The sequence below is a fragment of the Edaphobacter aggregans DSM 19364 genome (assembly GCF_000745965.1).
GTDB lineage: Bacteria > Acidobacteriota > Terriglobia > Terriglobales > Acidobacteriaceae > Edaphobacter > Edaphobacter aggregans.
In genome coordinates this window covers 131,929-154,063 of record NZ_KN050789.1, presented here as the reverse complement: position 1 = coordinate 154,063, position 22,135 = coordinate 131,929, and the positions used below count along the sequence as shown (strand labels likewise).

At 62.3% G+C, this 22,135-nt stretch carries 17 protein-coding genes; 8 read left to right on the top strand and 9 right to left on the bottom strand.

Features of this window, described 5'->3' with window-relative positions; genetic code table 11:
* The first annotated feature begins 65 nt into the window (after positions 1-65).
* Both Q363_RS33700 and Q363_RS33695 read left to right on the top strand, forming a co-directional pair.
* Positions 66-788, top strand: a complete 723-nt coding sequence (locus tag Q363_RS33700; protein WP_035359287.1) for an HAD family hydrolase — start codon at positions 66-68, stop codon at positions 786-788.
* A 48-nt stretch (positions 789-836) separates the two neighbouring features.
* On the top strand, positions 837-1,298 hold the full coding sequence (locus Q363_RS33695) for a (deoxy)nucleoside triphosphate pyrophosphohydrolase (protein WP_035359285.1): 462 nt from the start codon (positions 837-839) through the stop codon (positions 1,296-1,298).
* 14 nt (positions 1,299-1,312) lie between these two features.
* Here Q363_RS33695 and Q363_RS33690 read toward each other — a convergent pair whose 3' ends face one another.
* The 3 genes from Q363_RS33690 to Q363_RS33680 all read right to left on the bottom strand — a co-directional run bounded on the left by Q363_RS33690 (position 1,313) and on the right by Q363_RS33680 (position 5,666).
* A complete protein-coding gene (locus tag Q363_RS33690; RefSeq protein WP_035359284.1) occupies positions 1,313-2,563 on the bottom strand; it encodes an Nramp family divalent metal transporter in 1,251 nt (416 codons plus the stop codon).
* Positions 2,564-2,727: 164 nt separating this feature from the next.
* The gene (locus tag Q363_RS33685) at positions 2,728-4,320 is read right to left on the bottom strand and encodes a UbiD family decarboxylase (RefSeq protein ID WP_035359282.1); all 1,593 of its coding nucleotides are present in this window, start codon (positions 4,318-4,320) and stop codon (positions 2,728-2,730) included.
* Positions 4,321-4,418: 98 nt separating this feature from the next.
* A complete protein-coding gene (locus tag Q363_RS33680; RefSeq protein WP_035359281.1) occupies positions 4,419-5,666 on the bottom strand; it encodes an acyltransferase family protein in 1,248 nt (415 codons plus the stop codon).
* A gap of 141 nt (positions 5,667-5,807) precedes the next feature.
* Between Q363_RS33680 and Q363_RS33675 the strand changes: the two genes are divergently transcribed.
* Positions 5,808-6,527: an energy transducer TonB gene (locus Q363_RS33675; protein ID WP_035359279.1), complete on the top strand. Its 720-nt coding sequence runs from the start codon at positions 5,808-5,810 to the stop codon at positions 6,525-6,527.
* 7 nt (positions 6,528-6,534) lie between these two features.
* Here the strand turns inward: Q363_RS33675 and Q363_RS33670 are convergent, their stop codons facing one another.
* The 3 genes from Q363_RS33670 to Q363_RS33660 all read right to left on the bottom strand — a co-directional run bounded on the left by Q363_RS33670 (position 6,535) and on the right by Q363_RS33660 (position 10,486).
* Positions 6,535-7,563 (bottom strand): VTT domain-containing protein, encoded by a 1,029-nt coding sequence (locus Q363_RS33670; protein ID WP_035359276.1) that lies wholly within the window; start codon positions 7,561-7,563, stop codon positions 6,535-6,537.
* A 110-nt stretch (positions 7,564-7,673) separates the two neighbouring features.
* Complete coding sequence (locus Q363_RS33665; protein WP_051979710.1) at positions 7,674-8,900, bottom strand: HlyD family secretion protein; 1,227 nt, start codon at positions 8,898-8,900, stop codon at positions 7,674-7,676.
* A gap of 2 nt (positions 8,901-8,902) precedes the next feature.
* The gene (locus tag Q363_RS33660) at positions 8,903-10,486 is read right to left on the bottom strand and encodes a TolC family protein (RefSeq protein WP_245632650.1); all 1,584 of its coding nucleotides are present in this window, start codon (positions 10,484-10,486) and stop codon (positions 8,903-8,905) included.
* 147 nt (positions 10,487-10,633) lie between these two features.
* Between Q363_RS33660 and Q363_RS33655 the strand changes: the two genes are divergently transcribed.
* On the top strand, positions 10,634-11,707 hold the full coding sequence (locus tag Q363_RS33655; RefSeq protein ID WP_035359274.1) for a Gfo/Idh/MocA family oxidoreductase: 1,074 nt from the start codon (positions 10,634-10,636) through the stop codon (positions 11,705-11,707).
* A 297-nt stretch (positions 11,708-12,004) separates the two neighbouring features.
* The gene (argJ, locus tag Q363_RS33650) at positions 12,005-13,249 is read left to right on the top strand and encodes a bifunctional glutamate N-acetyltransferase/amino-acid acetyltransferase ArgJ (protein WP_035359271.1); all 1,245 of its coding nucleotides are present in this window, start codon (positions 12,005-12,007) and stop codon (positions 13,247-13,249) included.
* A 178-nt stretch (positions 13,250-13,427) separates the two neighbouring features.
* Here the strand turns inward: argJ and Q363_RS33645 are convergent, their stop codons facing one another.
* Entirely contained in the window at positions 13,428-14,390 is a 963-nt protein-coding gene (locus tag Q363_RS33645; protein ID WP_035359269.1) for a quinone oxidoreductase family protein, read from the bottom strand.
* 99 nt (positions 14,391-14,489) lie between these two features.
* The gene (locus Q363_RS33640; RefSeq protein ID WP_281176128.1) at positions 14,490-14,978 is read right to left on the bottom strand and encodes an Rrf2 family transcriptional regulator; all 489 of its coding nucleotides are present in this window, start codon (positions 14,976-14,978) and stop codon (positions 14,490-14,492) included.
* A 340-nt stretch (positions 14,979-15,318) separates the two neighbouring features.
* Between Q363_RS33640 and aceE the strand changes: the two genes are divergently transcribed.
* From aceE to Q363_RS33625, 3 genes are all read left to right on the top strand, one after another.
* A complete protein-coding gene (gene aceE, locus Q363_RS33635) occupies positions 15,319-18,006 on the top strand; it encodes a pyruvate dehydrogenase (acetyl-transferring), homodimeric type (RefSeq protein ID WP_035359266.1) in 2,688 nt (895 codons plus the stop codon).
* A gap of 79 nt (positions 18,007-18,085) precedes the next feature.
* Complete coding sequence (locus Q363_RS37280; protein WP_051979708.1) at positions 18,086-18,958, top strand: thiamine pyrophosphate-dependent enzyme; 873 nt, start codon at positions 18,086-18,088, stop codon at positions 18,956-18,958.
* Between the two features lie 130 nt (positions 18,959-19,088).
* Positions 19,089-21,032 carry a capsule assembly Wzi family protein gene (locus Q363_RS33625; protein WP_342667484.1) on the top strand — a complete coding sequence of 648 codons (1,944 nt, stop codon included), beginning with the start codon at positions 19,089-19,091 and terminating at the stop codon, positions 21,030-21,032.
* A gap of 23 nt (positions 21,033-21,055) precedes the next feature.
* Here Q363_RS33625 and Q363_RS33620 read toward each other — a convergent pair whose 3' ends face one another.
* Positions 21,056-22,000 (bottom strand): UDP-glucuronic acid decarboxylase family protein, encoded by a 945-nt coding sequence (locus tag Q363_RS33620; protein WP_035359264.1) that lies wholly within the window; start codon positions 21,998-22,000, stop codon positions 21,056-21,058.
* Between the last annotated feature and the right edge of the window lie 135 nt (positions 22,001-22,135).

Genomic DNA, 22,135 nt, shown 5'->3' with positions numbered 1-22,135 from the left:
AGCGAACGATTGACTCGATTCAACATAGCGCGTGACTGCAGACCGCGCAGAAATGTAGAACACCAGTGACCGAGACCCTCACCACCCGACCCCTCACCACCGAACAGTTCCACGCCGCCGTCCACTCCCTCAATCCAAAGATCGCCGTCTTCGACTGCGACGGAACCCTCTGGTCCGGTGACGCCGGCTCCGGCTTCATGACCTGGTCCATCGAAACCGGCCTCATCTCCCGCGAGGCCGCCGACTGGATCGACGCTCGCTATCGCGCCTACAACCGCAACGAGGTCTCCGAACTCGCCATCTGCGGCGAGATGGTCCAGCTCTACCAGGGCCTCCGCGACGACGAGCTGCGCCGCGCCGCCCGCAACTTCTTCGCGCAGAAGATTGAACGCCACATCTTCCCCGAGATGCTGGAACTCATCGCCAACCTCCGTGCGAACGGCACCGACATCTGGGCCGTCAGCTCCACCAACGTCTGGGTCATCGAAGAGGGCGTCCGCCGCTTCGGCATCCCGGTCGCTCGCGTCCTCGCCGCGCGCGTCGAGGCGAAGAACGGCATCGTAACCGACCTCCTCGCCGATGTGCCGACTGACGAAGGCAAGGTCGCCTCGCTCAACCGCGTGGGAGTCACGTCGCCCGACGCTGTCTTCGGAAACTCCATCCACGACGCCGCGATGCTCGCCATCGGCCGCCGCGCCTTCGCGGTGAACCCGACGCCTGCCCTGCTCGAGCGCAGCACGCAGCAGAGCTGGCCTGTTTACTATCCTGCCTCAGTCACGCCCGCCTGATCCTCAGTCGAGGCCACACAACTGCGGAACGGCGTCTAAACTGGTCAGGTGAGGGAGCCCATTCGCAAGCTGAGAGGACATATCGAAGCACCCGCCCCAAGGCCGGTCAGATTTGTGGTCGCGGCGCTCATCCTCCGCAGCACGGGGTCGGGAACCGAGGTGCTGATCTGCCAGCGCAAGGCCGATCAACCCATGAGCCTCAAGTGGGAGTTTCCCGGCGGCAAGATCGAACCCGGAGAGAGCGCCGAGGAGGCCCTGCGCCGCGAGCTGGACGAAGAGCTGGGAATCATCGCCACCATCGGCAAGAGCGTCGCCCGCATCCGCCACAAGTACCGCAACGGCGGAACCATCGACCTGCAGTTCTTCATAGTGCGCGAGTTTACCAGCACGATCGAGAATCGCATCTTCAACGACGTGCGCTGGTCGCCGCTCGAACGCCTCACGGAGTTCGACTTCCTGGCCGCCGACCTCGGCCTGATCCGTGATCTCTCCGAAGGCAAGCTGCTCTAACCGGAGCCATTCTTTCAGCCATGGATCGTGTTCCACATCAGCATCAGCGACAGGCAGATGACCACGATCGCTGTGCCCCATGCAATGATGTTGAACCATCGTGAGTTGGTGTATTTTCCCATCAGCTCGTGCCGGTTGATCAGCCGCAGCATGAAGATCAGCACCACGGGAAGCAGCACGCCGTTGAGCACCTGCGATCCGATGATGACCTTGACCAGCGGAAAGTTCGGAATCAGCACAGCGGCGGCGCCAAGCGCCAGCAGCAGCGTGTAGAACCAATAGAAGAAGCGCGCGTCCTTGAAGCCCTTGTCCAGCCCGCTCTCGAATCCGAGTCCCTCACAGACCGTGTATGCCGTGGAGAGCGGAAGAATGGACGCGGCGAAGATCGAAGCATTGAAGAGCCCCGCGGCGAAGAGGATGAAGGCGTACTGGCCTGCGAGCGGCTTCATGGCTTCGGCAGCGTCGGCGGCCTCGCCGATGTTGCGCAGACCGTGCGTGTACAGCGTAGCCGCGCAGGCCACGATGATGAACCAGGCGACGACGTCCGTAAAGATAGAGCCCACGATGACATCGAGACGCGTGTTGCGGTACTGCCGCACCTCGATGCCCTTCTCGACGATGGAGGACTGCAGATAGAACTGCATCCATGGTGCGATCGTGGTTCCGATGACGCCGATGACCATGTAGACGTAGTTTCTGTCGCTCCAGACCGCGCGGCTGGGAATCTTGACCGTCTCCGCCAGCGCGAGATGCCAGTTGGGCTCGCTGAGCACACCGGCGAAGATGTACGAGATGTAGACGGTGCTCGCGAGAAGGAAGACCTTCTCGACGCTCTTGTAGTCGCCCTTGACGACAAGGATCCAGACGATGAACGCGCAGACCGGCACGCTGATGTACTTGCTGACGTGGAACAACTGCATGGAGCCGGCGATTCCCGAGAACTCGGCCATCACATTGCCGAAGTTCACGATGACCAGCAGGATCATGACGAAGAACGTGATGCGCAGGCCGAACTCCTCGCGGATCAGATCGCTGAGGCCCTTGCCTGTCACGACGCCCATGCGGGCGCACATCTCCTGAACGACGATCAGCGCGAGCGTGATGGGAATCATCGTCCACAGCAGCTGGTAGCCGTACTGCGCGCCTGCCTGCGAGTAGGTAAGAATGCCGCCGGAATCGTTGTCCACGTTGGCGGTGATGAAGCCCGGACCGAGCACGGCGAAGATGAGCATCAGCCGCGTTCTCCATCTGCGCCACAGTGCCATCGAAGCCCCTTTGTCTCACGGATAGAGGACAGTGTCTTGGCTTGCCCTCATCAAAGGCCAGCCGCAAGTTGTGCGAAGGAGCAGGTCTGTACCCGCCAGCTCTAGAGTACCTGATTATGCTGACGGCAAAGAGCCACTGCAAGATGACGTGCAAGGAACGTACATCACGCGTCGATACCCATCTTCTTCCAGATCGCATCGACCCGCGACTTTACCGCCGCGTCCATGGCGAGCATCTGCGGCCACGGGCGATTGAAACCCTCCGCCGGCCACTTTCGCGTCGCGTCGATCCCCATCTTGCTGCCGTAGTTCGGGAGACGGCTGGCGTGGTCGAGCGTGTCAATGGGACCCATGGTGAACTGAATGTCGCGCTCGGGGTCGATGTTGTTCGTCGTCCGCAGCACCACCTCGGCGAGATCCTGCACGTCGCAGTCCTCATCGACGACGATGATGCACTTGGTAAACATCGCCTGCCCCATCGCCCAGATCCCGTTCATCACCTTGCGCGCGTGGCCAGCATAGGACTTGCGGATCGACACGATCATCAGGTTGTGGAAGACGCCCTCGGGAGGCAGGTTCACGTCGCGAATCTCCGGCAGCGTGAGCTGCATCAGCGGCAGGAAGATGCGCTCGACTGCTTTGCCCATCCATGCGTCCTCCATCGGAGGCTTGCCGACGATGGTCGCGGCGTAGACGGGATCGCGGCGGTGTGTAATGCAGGTGACGTGGAAGACCGGGTAGTCGTCCTGCATGGTGTAGAAGCCGGTGTGGTCGCCGAAGGGTCCTTCGGTGCGCAGCTCGCCCAACTCAACGTATCCCTCGAGGATGTACTCGGCGTTCGCCGGCACCTCGAGATCGATGGTCTCGGCTTTGACGAGCTCGAGCGGTTTCTGGCGAAGGAAGCCGGAGATAAGGTATTCCTCGACGTCAGGCGGCGCCGGGACAATCGCGCTGAAGGTGGTGGCGGGGTCGGTGCCGATTGCAACCGCGACCTCCATGCGCTCGTTGCGAATCTTGCCGAGCGTGACCTGCGAGATTGTCTCGAGCGACTGGGCCGCCGTGGTGCCTCCGGCGGTCAGGGCCATCAGGTCGATCGCCGCGCTGGGATCGACCGAAGCCGCGCGCAGGCGGTCGCGCATGTGTTCTGCTGCGACCTTCTGGCGCTGCCAGTGCATGCCGGTCGTCTGGCCGTCGTAGACCTGCATGCGGTACATGCCGACGTTGCGTTTGCCTGACTTTGGATCGCGCGTGATGACGCAAGGCAGCGTGATGAAGCGCCCACCGTCGTGCGGCCAGGTCTTGAGGATGGGCAGCCGGTTCAGATCGACGTCGCTGCCGCGAAGGATAACCTGCTTGCACGGGGCGTCCTTTGCGGCAATCACCTTCGGGAAGAAGCTGCCCACTTCGGCGAGCTTCGGCAGCAGCTTCAGCTTGTCGATGAGGCTGGTCGGAGTCTCGGGCTTGAGCAACGTGCGGATGCGGTCGGCGATGGCATCGAGCGAGTCGGCCTCGAGCGCGAGCCTCATGCGGCGCTCGCTGCCGAACTGGTTCATCAGGACGCGCGCGCCGGCGTGGCCTTTGACGTTCTCAAACAGGAGCGCCGGGCCACCTGCTTTTGCTGTGCCGCGGCTGAGCTTCGCGGTGCGGTCGGCGATCTCGGCCATCTCGAGGATGGGATCGACCTCGACGGTGATGCGCTTCAGCTCTCCTGCCTTGTGCAGCTCATTGATCCAGTCGCGAAGATCGTCGTAGGCCAATTCCCTCTCCTGCCGCAGTATGCTGCAGCCCGTGATCTATGGTAACGGCTCGCGAAGGTGGAAGCGCACTCCGCATACGGACGAAGCACTCAAAGCGATCAGAGCTTCACAAAGATTCGCTTACGCCAGAGAATCCAGTTCGGGATGAAACACACGAGCACAAAGGCGAACGCGAAGGCCGCCGAGGTCATGTTCGTGGAGCCGTTGCTCGCGAAGATGTGCCAGTAGATCCAGCCCCAGCCGTTGAGCGGCTTGCCGGTAGGCCCGAGGCTCGAGGTGTGGATGAGGAAGAGGGTCTTCACGAATAGCGCCGCGACCGAATAGGCCACAATTGCGTTCGAGCCGAAGACCAGCCACGGCCAGGTGAGCCAGCCGCCGACCTTTGTCTCGTGGAATCGGCGGATGTCGATGAGCCAGTAGCACGTCGCAAGGCCAACCAGAGCGCAGCCGGCGGCGAAGAGCACGTACGAGCTGGTCCAGAGGTTCTTGTTGAGCGGGAACCAGAGGTTCCACAGCAGGCCCGAGGCCATGCCGAGCAAGCCGGAGAGCAGAAGGCCCATCGCACACTGCGCCCGCGTCATCAAAGGAGGCTTGCCGTCCGCCTTTCGAAGCCAGAGACCCGCCACCGCGCCCAGCAGCGTTGTGCCGATAGCGGGAATGGTGCTGAGAAGCCCCTCGGGGTCGCGCGTCCCTTCATACAGTCGCCCGGTGTGAATGGTTCGCTGCAGAAAGTCGTTGATGCCGCGATCCATCCATGCGGCGAAGTTGCGGTCCGGGTCGAGCAGGGGAATCTCGTGCGTGGGGACGCCGAAGCCCGGGACCGGAACGAAGCGCATCAGCAGCCAGTAGCTGACCAGCAGCGCCGCCGTGATCGCCAGCAGCGCGCGCGCGCGCTGTGTGACCAGGCAGATGAGTCCGGCGATGAGATAGCAGACCGCGATCCGCGTGAGCACGCCGTAGATGCGCAGGTGCGTGAAGCGGAAGTACGGAATCAGGTTGATGAGCATCGCGACGAAGAAGATGGTCGCCGCGCGGCGGACGGTGTGGATGGCGAGCTCACGCCGGCTGGCTCCGCGCTGCAAACGAGTGTAGAGCGACAGGATGATCGAGATGCCGACGACGAAGAGGAAGGTCGGGAAGACAAGATCGGTGAGGGTGCAGCCATTCCACGCCGCGTGCTCGAGCTGTGTATAGACGTGCGACCAGTCGCCGGGATCGTTAACGAGGATCATGAAGGCGATCGTGATGCCGCGCAGCACGTCGACCGAAAGAACGCGTGAGGACGGCGCCTTGACCGTGGTGGCAGCAGCGCCAGGAGCGACGAGAGTTGAAGACCGTTCAGCCATGGTGATTCATCATCGCTCAAGCGGCGCTCTGTTGTGCAGTCTTTTCTGCGGGAACAATTTAGCCACCGTAGGGGTCTAACGCTGTAACGGACGCATTCCTCGCAGATGCGCCCCTGAATCGGAACGGTTCGGAGGTGGCATATGTTTGAGGACAGCCTTGTTGAGTCGCGGGTCGCGCATCTCTCCCCCACAACACGATGGACGATGGCAGGATCGACTGCATTGCAGCTTGCGGCGGCAGCAGCGCTCATCGTTCTTCCGCTGCTGCACCCTGAGCGGCTCACCTTCCACGCCAGCACGCCGCTTGTGTTCACGCCTCCACCACCGAGGCCTCCCATTCCGCAGACGCGGCCCGAACCTGCCGCCTCGCAGGGACCTTCGATCGCCGATCTGCCGAGCGCTGCGCGCCCCATCACGACCATTCTCATCACCCATCCGGGGCCCGCGGTAGAGGAGCCGCCCGTGATTGGCACGATCATTGGCATGGGACGGGCGACGGGCTTCCCGGACGCCCTGCGCAACGGAGTTGGCAGCGACACGAACGTGACGGTGGCTGCGGCCAGACCGGTGAGGCCGATACCAGTCTCGGAGGGTGTCTCGACGGGAATGCTGCTCTCGCCCATCCGGCCGGTCTATCCAGCGATCGCGAAGGCTGCGAGAATCTCCGGCACGGTTGTGGTCGAGGCGATCATCTCGAAGACCGGAACGATCGAGAGCCTGCACGTCGTCAGCGGGCCGGAGATGCTGCGCGGCGCAGCCCTCGACGCGATTCGCGCGGCGCGCTACCAGCCCTTCCGGCTGAACGGCGAGCCGACAGAGGTCCAGACGACGATTACGGTCAACTTCCGCTTGGGAGCGTGATTCAGGATTAGAGGAGCGGAAGGGCCGGCTTCGACTCCGGAGCCGCCGCGATCTCGGTCGTCAGCACCGCCGTCGTAGGCGCGTCCGTGACGTAGTCCATCAGCGGATAGCCGGCGTTCTTCCAGCCGTCGAAGCCTCCGCGCAGGGGCCGCACGCGGTAGACGCCCACCTTGTGGAGCTGCAGCGCGAGCTTCGCGCTGGTCTCCTCGCTGGGGCAGGTGCAGTAGAGCACCACGTCGCGATCGCGAGGGATGATCTCGCTGTGCTGCCGAATCTCGTTGGGACCGATGCGCAGAGCACCGGGAAGCACGCGAGGATCGGGAAGATAGTCCAGCGGATGGCGCAGGTCGACGATGAACGGCGGCGTGTTGCCCATCTTTTCGGCCAGGTCCATCATCTCCTTCAGCTCCTGAGGCTCGAGCCTGAGCTCCCGCACCTGCTGGAGGAACTTGCGCTGCTTGAAGATGCGGTAGGCCATCAGGCCCAGCACCATCAGGATGAAGATAGCGAAGGCGAAGTGGCCGAGCCAGTGGAAGAACGGCGCGCTCTTCTGCGCGATGTCGCCGAAGAAGCGTCCGGCGAGGAGGAACGTCTCGGCCCAGATCAAAGAGCCGGCGAGATCCCAGAGAAAGAAGCGCGCATACGGCATCCCGATCTGTCCGGCGATGGGTGGAGCCACCGTACTGAGCCCGGGGATGAACTTCGAGAACAACAGGGTCGCCGGCCCGCGGCGGGTGAAGTAGCCCTCGGTCTTCGAGACGCAGGTGGAGGCCTCGAAGGAGAGCCGGCAGAGCAGCTTGAGGACGCTGTTGCCGTACTTGCGGCCCAGGGCGAACCACATCGAGTCTGCGATGGCACAGGCAGCAAGCACTGCGATCAATGCCGGAAGGTGGTGAATCCGGTGGGTCGCGCTCAGCGTTCCGGCGGTCAGCAGAACAGGCAGGCTCGGGATCGGAATACCGATCTGCTCCACCAGGACCCAGAGGAAGAGGATCAGGTAGGCATAGTGAACGAAAAATTGGAGCGCGATCGGCATAAAGACGGTTCCATCAACTGTAAGTGGTCACCGGGATTGGATGCGTCCTCGTACCTTAAAGATACACAGCCCGGGGCCGTTGGGCAGCCGGGCTGCATGAGTTGAGACAGCTACTTCACTGAGACGATCGGCGTGACCGAGAAGCCGGGACGCAGCTGATGGTCGCTGTTGTCCTGGTCGAGATTGGTGAAGTTGATGCGCACCGGAATGCGCTGAACCACCTTCACATAGTTTCCGGTGGCGTTCTCCGGGGGGAAGAGCGAGAGCCGGGAGCCGGTAGCTCCGCCGATCTGCTTGACCTCACCCTGGAACTTGCGTCCGCCGAGAGCGTCGACCTCGACGACGACCTTCTGGCCGGGCCGCATCTTTTCAAGCTGCGTCTCCTTGAAGTTGGCCGTGACCCACAGATCGGTGACCGGAATGATCGTCAGCAGATCCTGGCCGACCGAAAGGTTGGCACCCACCTGCACGTTTTTCTTATTGACGATGCCCGTGGTCGGGGCCGAGATCTTGGTATAGCTGAGGTTCAGCTTCGCCTGATCGACCTTCGCCTGCGCCTGCTTGACGTCCGCCAGAGCGGCCTGCGCTTTAGCCTCCTGGGCCTTCACCTGGCTGGGCCCGTTCTTCGTGGCTTCGACGGCGGTGGAACGAGACTGCGCGAGCTTCTGCTGGGCCTGTCGGACGGCCTCCTGCTGCGCAATCAGCGTGGCCTCGGCTTCGAGAACGGAGGCCCGATTGGCCGCAGCGGCAGCTACCGCAGCATCAAACTGCTGCTTGGAGATGACGTCCTTCTCAACCAGCGGCTTGTAGCGCTCGACGTCGAGGTCGGACTTGATGGCGTTCGCCTTAGCCTGGGCGACGCGCGCCTCAGCTGCGGCCACCTGCTTCTGCGATTGAGCGACGGCAGACTGTGCACCCTGCACGTCGGAGCTGGTGGTGCTGATGCTGGTGCTCGAAGTGATGCTGGTGATCGGCACATTCACATTGGCCTGGATCGCAGCGGCCTCGGCGCTGGCGAGGTTAGCCTGGGCCTGCTCGAGCGCGACCTGAAAGTCCTTGGGGTCGATCTCGGCCAGAACATCGCCCGCCTTGACCTCCTGATTGTCTTCCACGTAGACCTTAATCACTTGTCCGGCGATGCGGGAGCTGACCTGGTAGAGGTCGCCATCCACCTGCGCGTCGTCTGTGTCCTCGGTAAAGGTCGAGTGCCAGTAGAAGAGTGCGGCGCCAATCGCGAGCAGCGTCACCACAGCGATGACGATGAGCTTGCGGCGCGACTTCTTCTCCGGGGACTCCTCTTCGATGTCCGGGGCAATATTCTTCGGTTCGTCGGGCAAGGTTACTTTCCTCCAAGATAATCTTTGTAATTGCTCTGGGCCGCGCCTAACGCGCGCGCCAGCGAGAGCTTGGCGAGGTTGTGCTGGTAGAGCGCACTGATGTACTGATCGTTGGCCTGCTCGGTCTGGGACTGCGCCTGCGAGACGGGAAGGTTGTCCGAGACGCCGGCCTTGAAGCGCTGCTGCGCCTCGCTCAGCGCCTCGTTGGCAAGCTCGACGTTCGAGTGCGTCGCCTCAACCAGCTTCGCCGCCGCCTGAATATCGAGGATGCTGTCGCGAACGTCCTGGTTCACCTGCTGGGCCTGATCGGCGAGACGGGCGCGCGCCTGCTCATAAGCAGCTCCTGCAACCTCGTTCTGCCCCTTCGTCTTGGCGACCTGCAGGATCGGAATGGTCACCTGGCCAGTGGCGGTGTAGCTGGAGTGCGATTGGCCGGGAGTGGTTCCCAGGTCGCCGAAGTCGCCGACGAAGCTGGCCACCGGATATTGGTAGGCCCGGGCCGAGGTCTTCTGTGCGCTGGCGGCCTTCACCTGCTCGCCTGAGGCGGCGAGATCCTTGCGGGTCTTGAGCGCCTGCTCGACCGCCGTCTGCGGATCGACTTTGTTGAAGGCCGCGTATGGAACGAGGTCCGTCAGGCGGAACTCCTGATCGAGCGGGAGGCCGATGGTACGCGCGAGCGCCAGCTTGTCTTTGGCGAGCTGGTTCTTCGCGGAGATCAGCGTCTGCTGCTCGTTCTGATAGTCGACCTGGGCGCGCAGAACGTCGAGCTTCGGGCTGGTTCCGGCGTCGTGCGCGGCAACCGCCTGATCGAGCGTGATCTTTGCGGTCGCAAGCTCCGCGATGACCGCCTCGATGCGCGCAGCGTCCGCGATGCAGAGCAGATAGGCGTTGCCGACGGTGAGGACGACGAAGTCATGCGCGTCTTCGGCGGTGAACTTCGCGGCGGCGAAGTTGTGCTTCGAGGCGATGTAGTTCTGAAGCGCCGAGACGTTCAGCAGATTCTGCGTCAGGTAGGCGCGGAAGTCGACGACCTGGAAGGGGCCGATGATGGGATTGAGTCCTGGAAACTTCAGACCGTAGGCGGCGAGGTTGATCTGCTGGACGTTGATGCTGGCCGCGCCCGTGACAGTGGGAAGAAGCGCCTGCAGCTCTTCCAGGCGCTGTCCGTTCGCGTTTCGCTGCGCGGCTCCCTGCAGGATGACGCCGAGGTTATTGCGTAGGCCGCGCTGGATGGCGTCGTCGAGCGAGAGGTCGAGGACCGTGCCAGTGGACTTGCCCTCGACGACGGAGCCCTTGAAGGAGCCCTGCGTGACGGTAGCTCCATTCTCTCCGGAGGCGGTGTAGAGCTGCTGCTGGGCTCCGGCGATGGGCGAGCTCTCGGTCGCGGTGCTCGCGCCGGTCTGCGTGGGCCGAGGCTGGTTGCCCGAGGGATAGACCGGAGTCTGTGCCATAAGTGGCTGGCCAAGCAGGCTGAGGCCCAGAGCGGTCACAGCGCCGCCGAGATAGGGCACTCGCCGCGAAGCGGTACTATGCCGCTTTGCGGCCGTTCCTTTGCGTTGAACCATGGTTCTGATGGTACCTTGCATCCTTTTCTTTTCGGCTCGGTTTCCCGTTGCGTCGGGTAGGGCGCGTCTGCTTGTACACCTATCTATCTAGATTCTGATGCTTAGGGTCTGCGGTGGTCTCAAAAAGTTTTCCTGCCGTGAAACAATGGCCGCACCAAAGGAGGATGCATGCAGGAGATTCGTGTGGCGGTAATCGGCTTCGGGCTGGCGGGGCGTGTATTTCATGCGCCTTTCGTCAGCGCGGTGCCGGGGCTGAAGCTTGAGGCGATCGTGCAGCGGAGGGGCGACGAGGCCGCGAAAGCTTATCCGAAGGCTCGGATTCTGCGGTCGGTGGACGAAGCGCTGTTGGACAACTCGATCTCGTTGATCGTCGTCGGGACGCCGAACGAGACGCACTTCGATCTGGCGAAGCGCGCGCTCGAAGCGGGCAAGCACGTTGTGATCGACAAGCCGTTCGCGGCGTCGAGCGCCGAGGCAAGGCAGCTGATCGAGCTGGCGGCGGAGAAGAAGCTGGTGTTGGCACCGTTCCACAACCGCCGCTGGGACGGTGATTTCCTGACGATTCGCAAGCTTCTCAGCGAGGGCCAGTTGGGCAGGCTGGTGACCTTCGAGTGGCACTTCGACCGCTTCCGTCCGCTTCCGCGCGAGGCGACGTGGAAAGAGGCGAGCCACGACGCGAACGGCATGCTCTTCGATCTGGGGCCGCATCTCGTTGATCAGGCGCTGGCGCTGTTTGGCGCGCCGCAGGCGATTACGGCGAGTGTTCGGCGCGATCGAGACAAGACCGATATTGAGGATGCTTTCGACATTACGCTGCACTATCCGCGGCTTCAGGCGATCTGCCGGGCGACGATGCTGGCGGCTGAGCAGGCGCCGCGATTTTTGCTGCATGGAACGCGGGGCAGCTTTCGGAAGTACGGGGTCGATCCGCAGGAGCCGGCGCTGGTTGGCGGGGCGACGGTTCCGCCGATGGGCGACGCGCGGGAGTGGCTGGGGGAGCCGGAGGCGGCGTGGGGGACGCTGGCGGTGGCTCCCGATCCTGCGGAGCCGGGGATTCTGGTCAGGACGAAGGTGAAGACGGAGTTGGGTGATTATCGCGGGTTTTATGCGAACGTTCGCGATGCGATCCTCGGGACGGGTGAGCTGGCAGTCAGCTCGGAGGACGGCTTCCGGGTGATCCGGCTGCTGGAGATGGCTCGGGAGAGCAGCACGAAGGGGCTGACCTTGCCGGTCTCGTTCTAGCCCCCGTACTTTTTTGCGCAAACTCTCGGAACGAGAAACTTTAGGTTGGTACTTCCCTTTGCTTGCGGTACTGAAGGCAGGAGCCGCGGCCTGAGTTTTGCTCATCTCCAGGGGCTTTGCTTAATCCAATACTTTAAACTTAACAAAACGAGGGGAATTAATCGGCAACCTGGATTTCTTTTGCTTTGAAGGGGATCGGCAGGTTTGGGGCTTGATAGCGTTTTGGCCTGGGCAGCGTGTGGAAAAGCGGCTCTGCGGCGTCATCGACAATGATTATGGTTGATAGAGTAAGGACTTATGGAACGAGAAACGAAGATGAGTGGGGCGGTGCCCGGCGGGTTTGAGTGGGGTGCGACGAAGGCCGGGATCAAGGCGAGCGGGAATCTGGATTTGGCTGTGGTGCGGGCAGCTGGGGGTGCGCAGGCTGCTGCGATGTTTACCACCAACCAGGTGGTGGCGGCTCCGGTGACGGTGGGGCGGAGACATATGGCTCTGTCCGGCGGGCGGGTGGGTCTGGTGCTGGTGAATGCGGGGAACGCGAACTGCGCGACGGGGCAGGCCGGCATCGACGCCTGCGAGAAGACGTGCGTGGCGGCGGCGGAGACCTTCGGGTGCATCTTCGACGAGGTCTTCCCTTCCTCGACCGGCATCATCGGGGTGCCTTTTCCGAGGGAGAAGGTGATTGAGGCGTTGCCGAGGCTGAAGGCCGGGATAGGACCGACGGCAGATGATGCCGAGTCGTTTGCGCGCGCGATCATGACGACGGACACGCGCATGAAGGTGGCGCGCGCCTCGATTGCGGTGGACGGCAAGGAGGTGCGGATCTTCGGGGCGGCAAAGGGCGCGGGGATGATTCATCCTCGGCTGGGCGCGCCGGTGGCTCCGCACGCGACGATGCTGGTGTACCTGTTCACGGATCTCGATGCGACGAGCGCGGAGCTGCGAGGGTTGCTGCCGGGGGCGGTGGAGCACAGCTTCAACTCGATCTCGATCGACGGGGACACGTCAACCAACGACACAGTGCTGCTGCTGGCGAGCGGGACGAGCGGGGTGAAGCTGGATGCCTCGGCTTCTCCGAAGCTGCGTGAGAGCTTCGCGCATGCTCTGGACCTGGTGTGCCGCAAGCTGGCGTACGCGATTGTGGACGACGGCGAGGGCGTGACCCACGTGGTGACGCTGCACATCACCGGCGCGCGGAACGAGCGTGAGGCGAAGCAGATTGCGAAGTCGATCGCGCACTCGCCGCTGTGCAAGACGGCGTGGTCGAGCGCGGATCCGAACTGGGGGCGGCTGCTGGCTGCGGCGGGCTACTCGGGCGTGGAGTTCGATCCGGCGCGGGTGACGGTGCGGATCGGCGGGGAGCCGGTGTACGAGTCCGGGATGCGGTCGGCGAGGTTCGATGAGGCCCGCGCGCATGAGGTGATGAAACACAGGGAGTACACGATCACGATGGATATGGGCCAGGGGACCGCGGAGTGTCTGTTTGTGACGTGCGATATGACGGAAGAGTATGTGCGGATTAATGCGGATTATTCGACGTAGGATCGTTTCTCATACTAATCTCGGTAGCGAACGTTGCAGATCTCTAAGGCAGTCTGGGACTCAATCAGAGTCCCAGACACTTTGAACGAGGTGCTTGCCAAGATTCGCCGCGCTGTTGCCAGAACAGCTTTCAACGCGCGTCGGATGCTGCGGTTATCTATGGAGGATGAAACCACTTCTAGGGGATAAATACGACTTTGCCAGCCGTTTTGCGTGCCTCAAATAGTTGGTGAACCTTCACTGCCTCGCTCAGAGGATACTTTGCGGCTTCGACCTTGAGCCTGCCCTCCGCTACGGCTTTGAAAAGGGCCGAGAGCGCCTGCGGTACGAGCTGAAGACTGCCTTCGAGATTGAAGCCTCGCAGCGTGATGTTTTTCTCTACCATGGCGAAGGTGGATTCGACGGGGAGCGGATTATGCGCGCCCGAGCGAACACCAAAGATAATCCACTGAGCAAACTGACCGAGCAGGGGGAAGGCCTCCGTCGCAAGATCACCGATCGAGTCCAGGTAGACCTGAATTCCTTTTTCTCCGATCTTGTCTTTGACCGTGGCGGCCCAACCGGCTTCTTCGTAGTCTGCGACGTGATCGGCTCCGAGATTCTTCACCAGCTCGAACTTTGACCTTGAGGTAAGGCCGATAACCTTTGCGCCCCTTGCTTTCGCCAGCTGAACGGCGATGTTCCCAAGACCTCCGCCAGCTGCGGCGATCAGCACGGCATCACCCTCTTTGACCCTGGCCTCGTCAAGAAGGATGTAGGCCGTGAGACCCTGCACGAGCAGCGCGACAGCGAGTGCATGATTGAAACCCGTAGGGAGCGGGATTGCCGTCGCAGCGGGGATCATCGCATGTGTCGCATAGCCGCCACCTGCCAACGTGATCGCCGCAACTGAATCGCCCTCCTTAAAGCCCTCAACACCCTTACCAACGCCTGTCACCACGCCGGCAATCTCAAATCCCAATGCGAATGGCGCCTTCGGAACCTGTGGGTAGAAGCCGGACCGAGCCATGATGTCTGCATAGTTGAGGCCTGCAGCCTTCACTTCGACCAACAACATGCCTTCACCTGGCGTGGGAGTTTCTGTTTCTACTAGAGTGAGCACTTCTGGCCCACCAAATTGAGGGGCTTCAATGAACTTCATTGCTGTCTTCTCCGATCATGAGTTTTTATGGATGCCAGGCATCGTTGGTGAGATATGATTGTGTGTTAGCGACACACATACATATAGGGACAAAAATAATCAACAACCTTTCCAGGGAATGTTAAACTTCCCCAAACGGGCTACGTCTTTGGCGATGTCGGCGATGGTTACCGAGGATAGCTGCTGTTCAAGCGCTCTTGTCGCCCGATCTAAGGAAGGGAGCATAGCAGCTTGAATGTTCTTTCCGACGACGCAGGACTCATTCGGGCCCTGCCGATGAAACGCAAAAATCTCCCCATCTTCGACCGCACGGTAGACGTCCAACAGACGGATCTTCTCGGCAGCTTTGGCCAGCAACGCTCCACCGCCAGTGCCCAGCTGAGATGTCGTCAGGCCGGCCTCTTGCAGCCGAGACAGTAAGGAGCGAATAAACGTCGCGTTCGTGTTGACACTGAAAGCCAGATCCTCCGAGCGCATGGGGTTCCCCTCAGTCACCGCAAGCGATGTCAGCACATGAATAGCGAGAACGAACCGAGTGCTCGTAGGCAATGGCCACCTCAGAAGTGTGTACTTGACTCTCGTACACACAATCTAAGATGTCACAATTCGCCGCCGGTTGCAAAGAAGTTTGCCTCATGAGAGACGGATAATTCGAAAGTTCTTGCAATTCTGGATGAAACTCGATTGAGAACAAGAGGGGCTTGTTTGAGCACTCGGGAAGGCCTACGAGAAAAGCGATTAGGAACCACAGCGGCTTCACCAAATCAGTGCCGACAAGTGCGTGGGCGGGCACCGGTTCGCTATCCGGTGTTCGCACGGGAATTTTGGGTGGCAGTGACGATCGTGGCCTTTGGCGATTATCTTAGATGAGGCTAGTTCTTTCCGGGCCGGAGTATGTCCGTGCCGGAATGGGGGATAAGGACCGCTTATGACGACAAAGCTTGAGACCGCCGCCGCACAGGCAGATTTTGCCAAAGAGGTATCGGAGTGGATTGAGGCCTTCGACGAGGTTGTGGCGAATGACTGGGAGCAGAGTGCCGAGTTGCTGAACGCTCTCAGGACGCGGGCGCGTGAGGCCGGCGTTCCGGTGACGAGCGAGCTGACCACTCCTTACCTGAATACGATTCCGAAGCACGACGAGGTTCCCTACCCCGGCGACCGCGCGCTGGAGCGGCGCGTGGAGGCGCTGATTCGCTGGAACGCGATGGCGATGGTGCATGGGCAGAACAAGAAGGACCCCGGCATCGGCGGGCACATCTCGACGTACTCGTCGCTGGCGACTCTGCTGGAGGTTGGGTTCAACCACTTCTTCCGGGCGAAGTATCCGAGTGCGGCGGGCGCGGGCGAGCTGCCGGGAGACTTTGTGTACTTCCAGGGGCACGCCTCGCCGGGTGTGTATGCGCGGGCGTTTCTTGAGGGTAGGTTCGACGAGACGCGGCTGAAGAACTTTCGCCATGAGCTGCGCGGGGAGCCGGGGCTCTCGAGCTATCCACACCCTTGGCTAATGCCGGATTTCTGGAAGTTCCCGACGGTTTCGATGGGCATCGGGCCGCTGAATGCGATCTACCAGGCGCGGTTTATGCGGTATCTGGAGAATCGCGGGCTGATTGAGAAGAGCGATCGCAAGGTGTGGGCCTTCGTCGGCGACGGCGAGACGGATGAGGTGGATACGCTGGGCGCGATCTCGCTGGGCGCGCGGGAGAAGCTGGACAACCTGATCTTTGTCGTGAACTGCAATCTGCAGCGGCTGGACGGGCCGGTGAGGGGCAACAAGCGCATCATCGACGAGCTGGAGGGGATGTTCCGGGGCGCGGGATGGAATGTGATCAAGGTGGTGTGGGGCTCGGACTGGGATGAGCTGTTCGAGCGCGATCACCAGGGCCTGCTGTTGAAGCGCATGGAAGAGGCCGTAGACGGCGACTACCAGGCGTTCAAGGCCAAGGGCGGCGCGTATGTGCGCGAGAAGTTCTTCGGGAAGTATCCGGAGCTGCTGAAGCTGGTGGAGGACAAGACGGACGAGCAGCTGGCAAGGCTGCATCGCGGCGGACACGACCCGGTGAAGATCTACAACGCCTACAAGCGGGCGCTCGAGCACAAGGGCGGGCCGACGGTCATCCTTGCCAAGACGGTGAAGGGGTATGGTCTGGGCTCGACCGAGGCGAGGAATGCTTCGCACCAGGAGAAGAAGCTGACGGACGAGTCGATGAAGTACTTCATCGAGCGGTTCGAAATTCCGGTGACGGAGGAGGCGGCGAAGAATGGCGCGTTCTTCCGGCCGGAGGAGTCGGCTCCGGAGAACAGGTATCTGCAGGCGCGTCGCGAGGAGCTGGGCGGGTATCTGCCGAAGCGCGAGGTTCCGAAGATCGAGTTCAAGGCGCCGGCGCTCGAGACATTGAAGGAGTGGACGAGCGGATCGAACAACCGCGCTGTCTCGACGACGATGGGGTTTGTGAGCCTGCTGCGACATCTGCTGAAGGACCCGGGGTTCGGCAAGCTGGTGGTTCCGATCGTTCCGGATGAGGGCAGGACGTTTGGTCTGGAGTCGGTGATCAAGCAGGTGGGAATCTATGCGCCTGAGGGGCAGAAGTACACGCCGCACGACTCGGACATGCTGTTGAGCTATCGCGAGGAGAAGGAAGGGCAGATCCTCGAGGAGGGCATCACGGAGGCGGGGTCGATGGCCTCGTTTACGGCGGCGGGCACGGCGTATGCGAACTACAATCTGCCGATGATTCCGTTCTACATGTACTACTCGATGTTCGGCTTCCAGCGCATCGGGGACATGGTGTGGGCGTTTGCGGACTCGCGCGGCAAGGGCTTCCTGATGGGCGGGACGGCCGGGCGCACGACGATGCTGGGCGAGGGACTGCAGCACCAGGACGGGCATAGCCATGTGCTCTCGAGCACGGTGCCGACGTGCCTAAGCTACGATCCGGCGTATGTGTACGAGCTGGCGGTCGTGGTGCAGAATGGTCTGCGGCGGATGTATGAGAACGGCGAGGACGTCTTCTACTACATCACGATGTACAACGAGGACTACGCTATGCCGGCGATGCCGGAGGGCGTTGCGGAGGGCATTCTGCGCGGGCTTTATAAGCTGAAGGCGGCGCCGAAGGGCGAGGCGACGGTGCAGCTGTTCGGTTCGGGACCGATCCTGAACGAGGTGCTGCGGGCGCAGGAGATTTTGTCGACGAAGTACAAGGTCGAGGCCGACGCGTGGAGCGTGACGAGCTACAACGAGCTCAGGCGCGATGCTCTTGCGGTCGAGCGCTGGAACAGGCTGCATCCGGCAGAGGCGCTGAAGAAGAGCTATCTCGAGACGACGCTTGAGGGCACGAAGGGGCCGATCATCGCGGCGAGCGACTACATGAAGGTGCTTCCGGATGCGCTTTCGCCGTGGCTGCCGGGGCGGCTGGTGACGCTGGGCACGGACGGCTTCGGGCGCAGCGACAACCGCGAGCATCTGCGGCGGCACTTCGAGGTGAGCGCGGAGGCGATTGCGGGTGCGGCGCTGTCGCGGCTGGCGCGCGATGGGAAGCTCAAGCCGAAGGCGGCGCAGAAGGCGCTCGCGGAGCTTGGACTGGATACCGAGGCGGTCGATCCGGCCAAGGCATAATCAAATCTGTTGTAGCTGCAAACGAGAGGGTTCCTCAGGGGACCCTCTCGGTGTATATGGCAAGGAGAGACGAGAGACGATGGCGAAGGGTGCAGGTGAGGCCGGCGAGAATCCGCTGGTGCCGAATGCAAAGCTGAGGCAGATGTACACGATGATGCTGGAGGCGCGAACTCTGGAGAAGGCGCTGGAGAAGCGCGCGACGGCGAAGGGAAAGCGACGCGGCGCTACGATTCGTGGGCAGGAGGCAGTGCGGGTGAGCACAGCGATCGATCTGGGCGCGGACGATTTGGTGAGCGATGGCGCGGTGACGGGAGGGATGGGGCTGATCCTTGGAGGCGATGCCGGTTCCCTTCTGCGCGGCCTCTCGCGCGCGAAGGACATGCAAGAAAAGGCGCTGCGAGATGCGGGCGCGACGCGACTCCTGCGTGTCTCCAGCGATGCGGAGGAGCGGCTGCGTCTTGCGGTGGGCGCGGCGCTGGCGCTGAAGGCGCAGGGCAGGCGCGGCGTAGTGGTTGTGTATGCGGGCAAGGGCGAGGTGAGTCCTGCAGCGTGGCGGCGCATTCTGGGCCCGGCGGGCGAGCTCGATCTTCCGGTGATCTTCGTCGTGCTGCCGCGCACAGGCGCGCCGAAGAAGGGCGACGAGACGGCGGAGTTGTGCGGCGTAGCGCGGAAGGTGGGGGTTCCGGGCATGCCAGTGGATGCGTGCGATGCGGTGGCGCTGTATCGCGTGGTACAGGAGTCGCTGGGAAGGACGCGGAACGGCGATGGGGCGGTGCTGATCGAGTCCATCGTATGGCGTCCGGAGGGGAGGCGCAGCGGCGTGGACGATCCTCTGGAGCATCTTGAGGAGTCACTGCTGGCGCGAAGAATCTGCACGCCGGCATGGTTCCGGCAGGCGCGCAAGGCGGCGGACCGGCGGCTTCGAGCGAGGCCGCGAGAATCGAAGAAGTAAGTCATCACAAAGATAAGACGACATCATGCAGCGGCGTGGATAGCACAGAAGAGGAGACACCGCTCCGCTGTTTCTTCAACCGGCGATTACACTTGGAAAGTGGCGAATCACCGGGCCGTTTGAGGTGCAATTGCAGATCAGAACTCTTCTTTTTTTCTCCGGTTTCTTTGCAGCAACATTTTCCGCCGGATTCGCCCAGACTGCTCCGCCTGCGTCTGTACCGACCGAGGCGCCTCCGACGCAGGCTCCCGCAGCGCAGCAGCCCTCCAGACCAGCTTACGATCCTGACCAGACAAAGTCTCAGCCCGCACAGAATCCTCCCTCCCCTGCGCCGGCCTTGCCCTCGACACCACAGCCACAGCCGGCTCCGGCCCCTGCGCCGCCTCCCGGACCGACCTCTCCCGAGAGGGTCTACACCGCATATCCCAACTACGACACGACTGCCCCGCCCCCGAAGACCGATGCCCTGGGCTCGGCCTACATCCCGATGGACAGCTGGGTTTACCCGGCGATGATGCGGCTCTATTCGATGGGCTTTCTCGACACCGCCTTTATCGGAATGCGACCGTGGACGCGTCGCAGCGCGGTGCACATGCTGCAGAAGTCGCAGGTGGACATAATGCGCAGCGACAACGAAGAGGCGCAGGGGATCTACGACAAGCTGCTATACGAGTTCCGGTCCGAGGCTCCGCTGGGATACGCGCAGCGAGGCGTGGTGTATGGCATTCAATCGGTCTACACGCGCTTTATGGGGATCGGCGGAACACCGCTGCGGGACAGCTATCACCTCGGCCAGACGATTGCGAACGACTACGGGCGGCCGTACCAGAGCGGATTCAATAACGTCACCGGCTTCTCCACGCTGAATGAGGCGGGGCGCTTCTCGCTGTTTGTGCGGGGCGAGTATCAGCACTCTCCTTCGGCGGCCGGCTACAGCTACGACCTGTCGGAGTTGCTCTCGCGGGTAGACCGCCTGGCACCGTATGCTCCACCGAACAGGCCGCAGGACACGATCCCGGAGGGGCCGATCGCGTCGGAGAACAACTTCCGACTGGTGGAGGCTTCACTGTCGTTTCATCTGCTGGGTCACGAGATTTCGGGCGGCAAGAACGATGCGTGGCTGGGTCCGGCGCAGGGTGGAGCCATGGCATGGTCCAACAACGCCGAGAATATCTACTCGTTCCGCATCAACCGCGTTGAGCCGATGTATATTCCGCTGGTGTCGAAGCTGATGGGGCCGCTGCGCTACGACTTCTTCTACGGAAGCCTGAAGGGCCACACGTCGCCCAACAGCCCCTACGCGCACTCGGAGATGTTCTCCTTCCGGCCGACGAAGAACTTCGAGTTCGGGTTCCAAAGGACAGTCATCTTCGGAGGCAAAGGGCACACCCCGGTGACTATGCACACCTTCCTGAAGAGTTTCTTCGACTTCAGCGATACAACGGCGGACGAGAAGTACTCACGGGAGGATCCGGGGGCGCGGTTCAGCGACTTCAACTTCTCCTGGCGGCTGCCGTTCATGCGCAAGTACGCCACGCTCTACCTGGACTCGATCAGCCACGACGACGTGACGCCGATCAGCGCGCCGCGCCGCGCCTCCTATCGCACGGGCCTTTACATCTCGCAGTTTCCGGGAAGTCTGAAGAAGCTGGACCTGCGCGTGGAGGCGGTGACGACTGATCCTGGCGTGACGCCTAGCCATGGAGGCGAGTTCGCCTACTGGGAGGTCGTCCAGCTACAGGGCTACACGAACAAGGGCTACATCATGGGCGACTGGATCGGCCGAGAGGCCAAGGGCGGCCAGGCGTGGCTGACCTGGCACCTCTCGGGCAACGAGTGGCTTCAGCTGGAGTACCTGAACAAGAAGATCCCCAAGGACTTCGTTCCGTCCGGCACGACGCAGAATCAGTTTCAGGTCAATGTGGTGAAGCGCTTCGGCCCGGACGTGGAGATGAAGGCCTGGGTGCAGTACGAGGGCTGGAAGGCCCCGGTCTACAAGAACGGATACCAGAGCGACACGGTGGGCGCCTTTCAGCTGACCTGGTACCCCCGGCTCAGGCGTTATCCACAGTAGCTCGACTGCGGCGCAGTCTATTTCTACGCGAAGGCGACACTCGACCGGAAGTATTCGAGCGAGCGCTCGAGGCCCTCGCGCAGGGCGATCTTCGGCTCCCAGCCGAGCAGCGTGCGGGCTCGGGTGATGTCGGGGCGACGGCGCGCGGGATCGTCTGGAGGAAGCGGCATGAGGACGATCTCCGAACGCGACCCGGTGACCGCAAGGACCTCGCGGGCGCACTCGAGGATGGTCCACTCGTCCGGATTGCCGATATTGACGGGCAGATGCTCGTTGGAGCGCGACAGGCGGAGGATGCCATCGATCAGGTCGGAGACGTAACAGAAGCTGCGGGTCTGGGAGCCGTCGCCGTAGATGGTGAGCGGCTCCTCGCGTAGCGCCTGGATCATGAAGTTGGAGATGACGCGGCCGTCGCTGGCCTGCAGGCGAGGACCGTACGTATTGAAGATGCGGACCAGGCGTGTGTTGAGGCCGTGATAGCGGTGGTAGGCCATGACGGCGGCCTCGGAGAAGCGCTTGGCCTCGTCGTAGACGGAGCGCGGGCCGATGGGATTGACGTTGCCCCAGTAGGTCTCGACCTGGGGATGGACCTCGGGGTCGCCGTAGCACTCTGAGGTGGAGGCGTGCAGGTATCCGGCGTTGTATTTGCGGGCGAGATCAAGAGTGTTGATGGTGCCGGCGGAGCCGACCAGGAGGGTCTCGATGCCGAGGCGCGTGTAGTCGACGGGGCTGGCCGGCGAGGCGAAGTTGAAGACGTAGTCGACGCGGCCGGGATCGAAGGCGCGGGTGATGTCCTGTTCGAGGAAGCGGAAGCGCGGCTCCGCGGAGAGGTGATCGATGTTGGCGGTGTTGCCGGTCGAGAGGTTGTCGACACCCAGAACGGTGTGGCCTTCGGCCAGCAGAGCGTCACACAGGTGCGAGCCGAGAAAGCCCGCTGCTCCGGTGACGAGGATGGTGTGAGACGCCATGTTTTGCCTTTCTAATTCTTCGCGTCGGCCAGTTGCCCAGCGAATTGCCTAGCAGAGCGGCCGATGCGGCACGACGGCGCGCCCTGGCAGCCGCGCATGCGTCGTGCGGGGAGGGTTTCGACGCTGGTGTCTGAT

Excerpts from the sequence above, each read along its gene's own strand:
- Q363_RS33690 (WP_035359284.1), bottom strand. The coding sequence starts at position 2,563 with ATGGCACTGTGGCGCAGATGGAGAACGCGGCTGATGCTCATCTTCGCC.
- Q363_RS33680 (WP_035359281.1), bottom strand. The coding sequence starts at position 5,666 with ATGGCTGAACGGTCTTCAACTCTCGTCGCTCCTGGCGCTGCTGCCACC.
- Q363_RS33675 (WP_035359279.1), top strand. The coding sequence starts at position 5,808 with ATGTTTGAGGACAGCCTTGTTGAGTCGCGGGTCGCGCATCTCTCCCCC.
- Q363_RS33670 (WP_035359276.1), bottom strand. The coding sequence starts at position 7,563 with ATGCCGATCGCGCTCCAATTTTTCGTTCACTATGCCTACCTGATCCTC.
- Q363_RS33660 (WP_245632650.1), bottom strand. The coding sequence starts at position 10,486 with ATGCAAGGTACCATCAGAACCATGGTTCAACGCAAAGGAACGGCCGCA.
- Q363_RS33655 (WP_035359274.1), top strand. The coding sequence starts at position 10,634 with ATGCAGGAGATTCGTGTGGCGGTAATCGGCTTCGGGCTGGCGGGGCGT.
- argJ (WP_035359271.1), top strand. The coding sequence starts at position 12,005 with ATGGAACGAGAAACGAAGATGAGTGGGGCGGTGCCCGGCGGGTTTGAG.
- Q363_RS33645 (WP_035359269.1), bottom strand. The coding sequence starts at position 14,390 with ATGAAGTTCATTGAAGCCCCTCAATTTGGTGGGCCAGAAGTGCTCACT.
- aceE (WP_035359266.1), top strand. The coding sequence starts at position 15,319 with ATGACGACAAAGCTTGAGACCGCCGCCGCACAGGCAGATTTTGCCAAA.
- Q363_RS37280 (WP_051979708.1), top strand. The coding sequence starts at position 18,086 with ATGGCGAAGGGTGCAGGTGAGGCCGGCGAGAATCCGCTGGTGCCGAAT.
- Q363_RS33620 (WP_035359264.1), bottom strand. The coding sequence starts at position 22,000 with ATGGCGTCTCACACCATCCTCGTCACCGGAGCAGCGGGCTTTCTCGGC.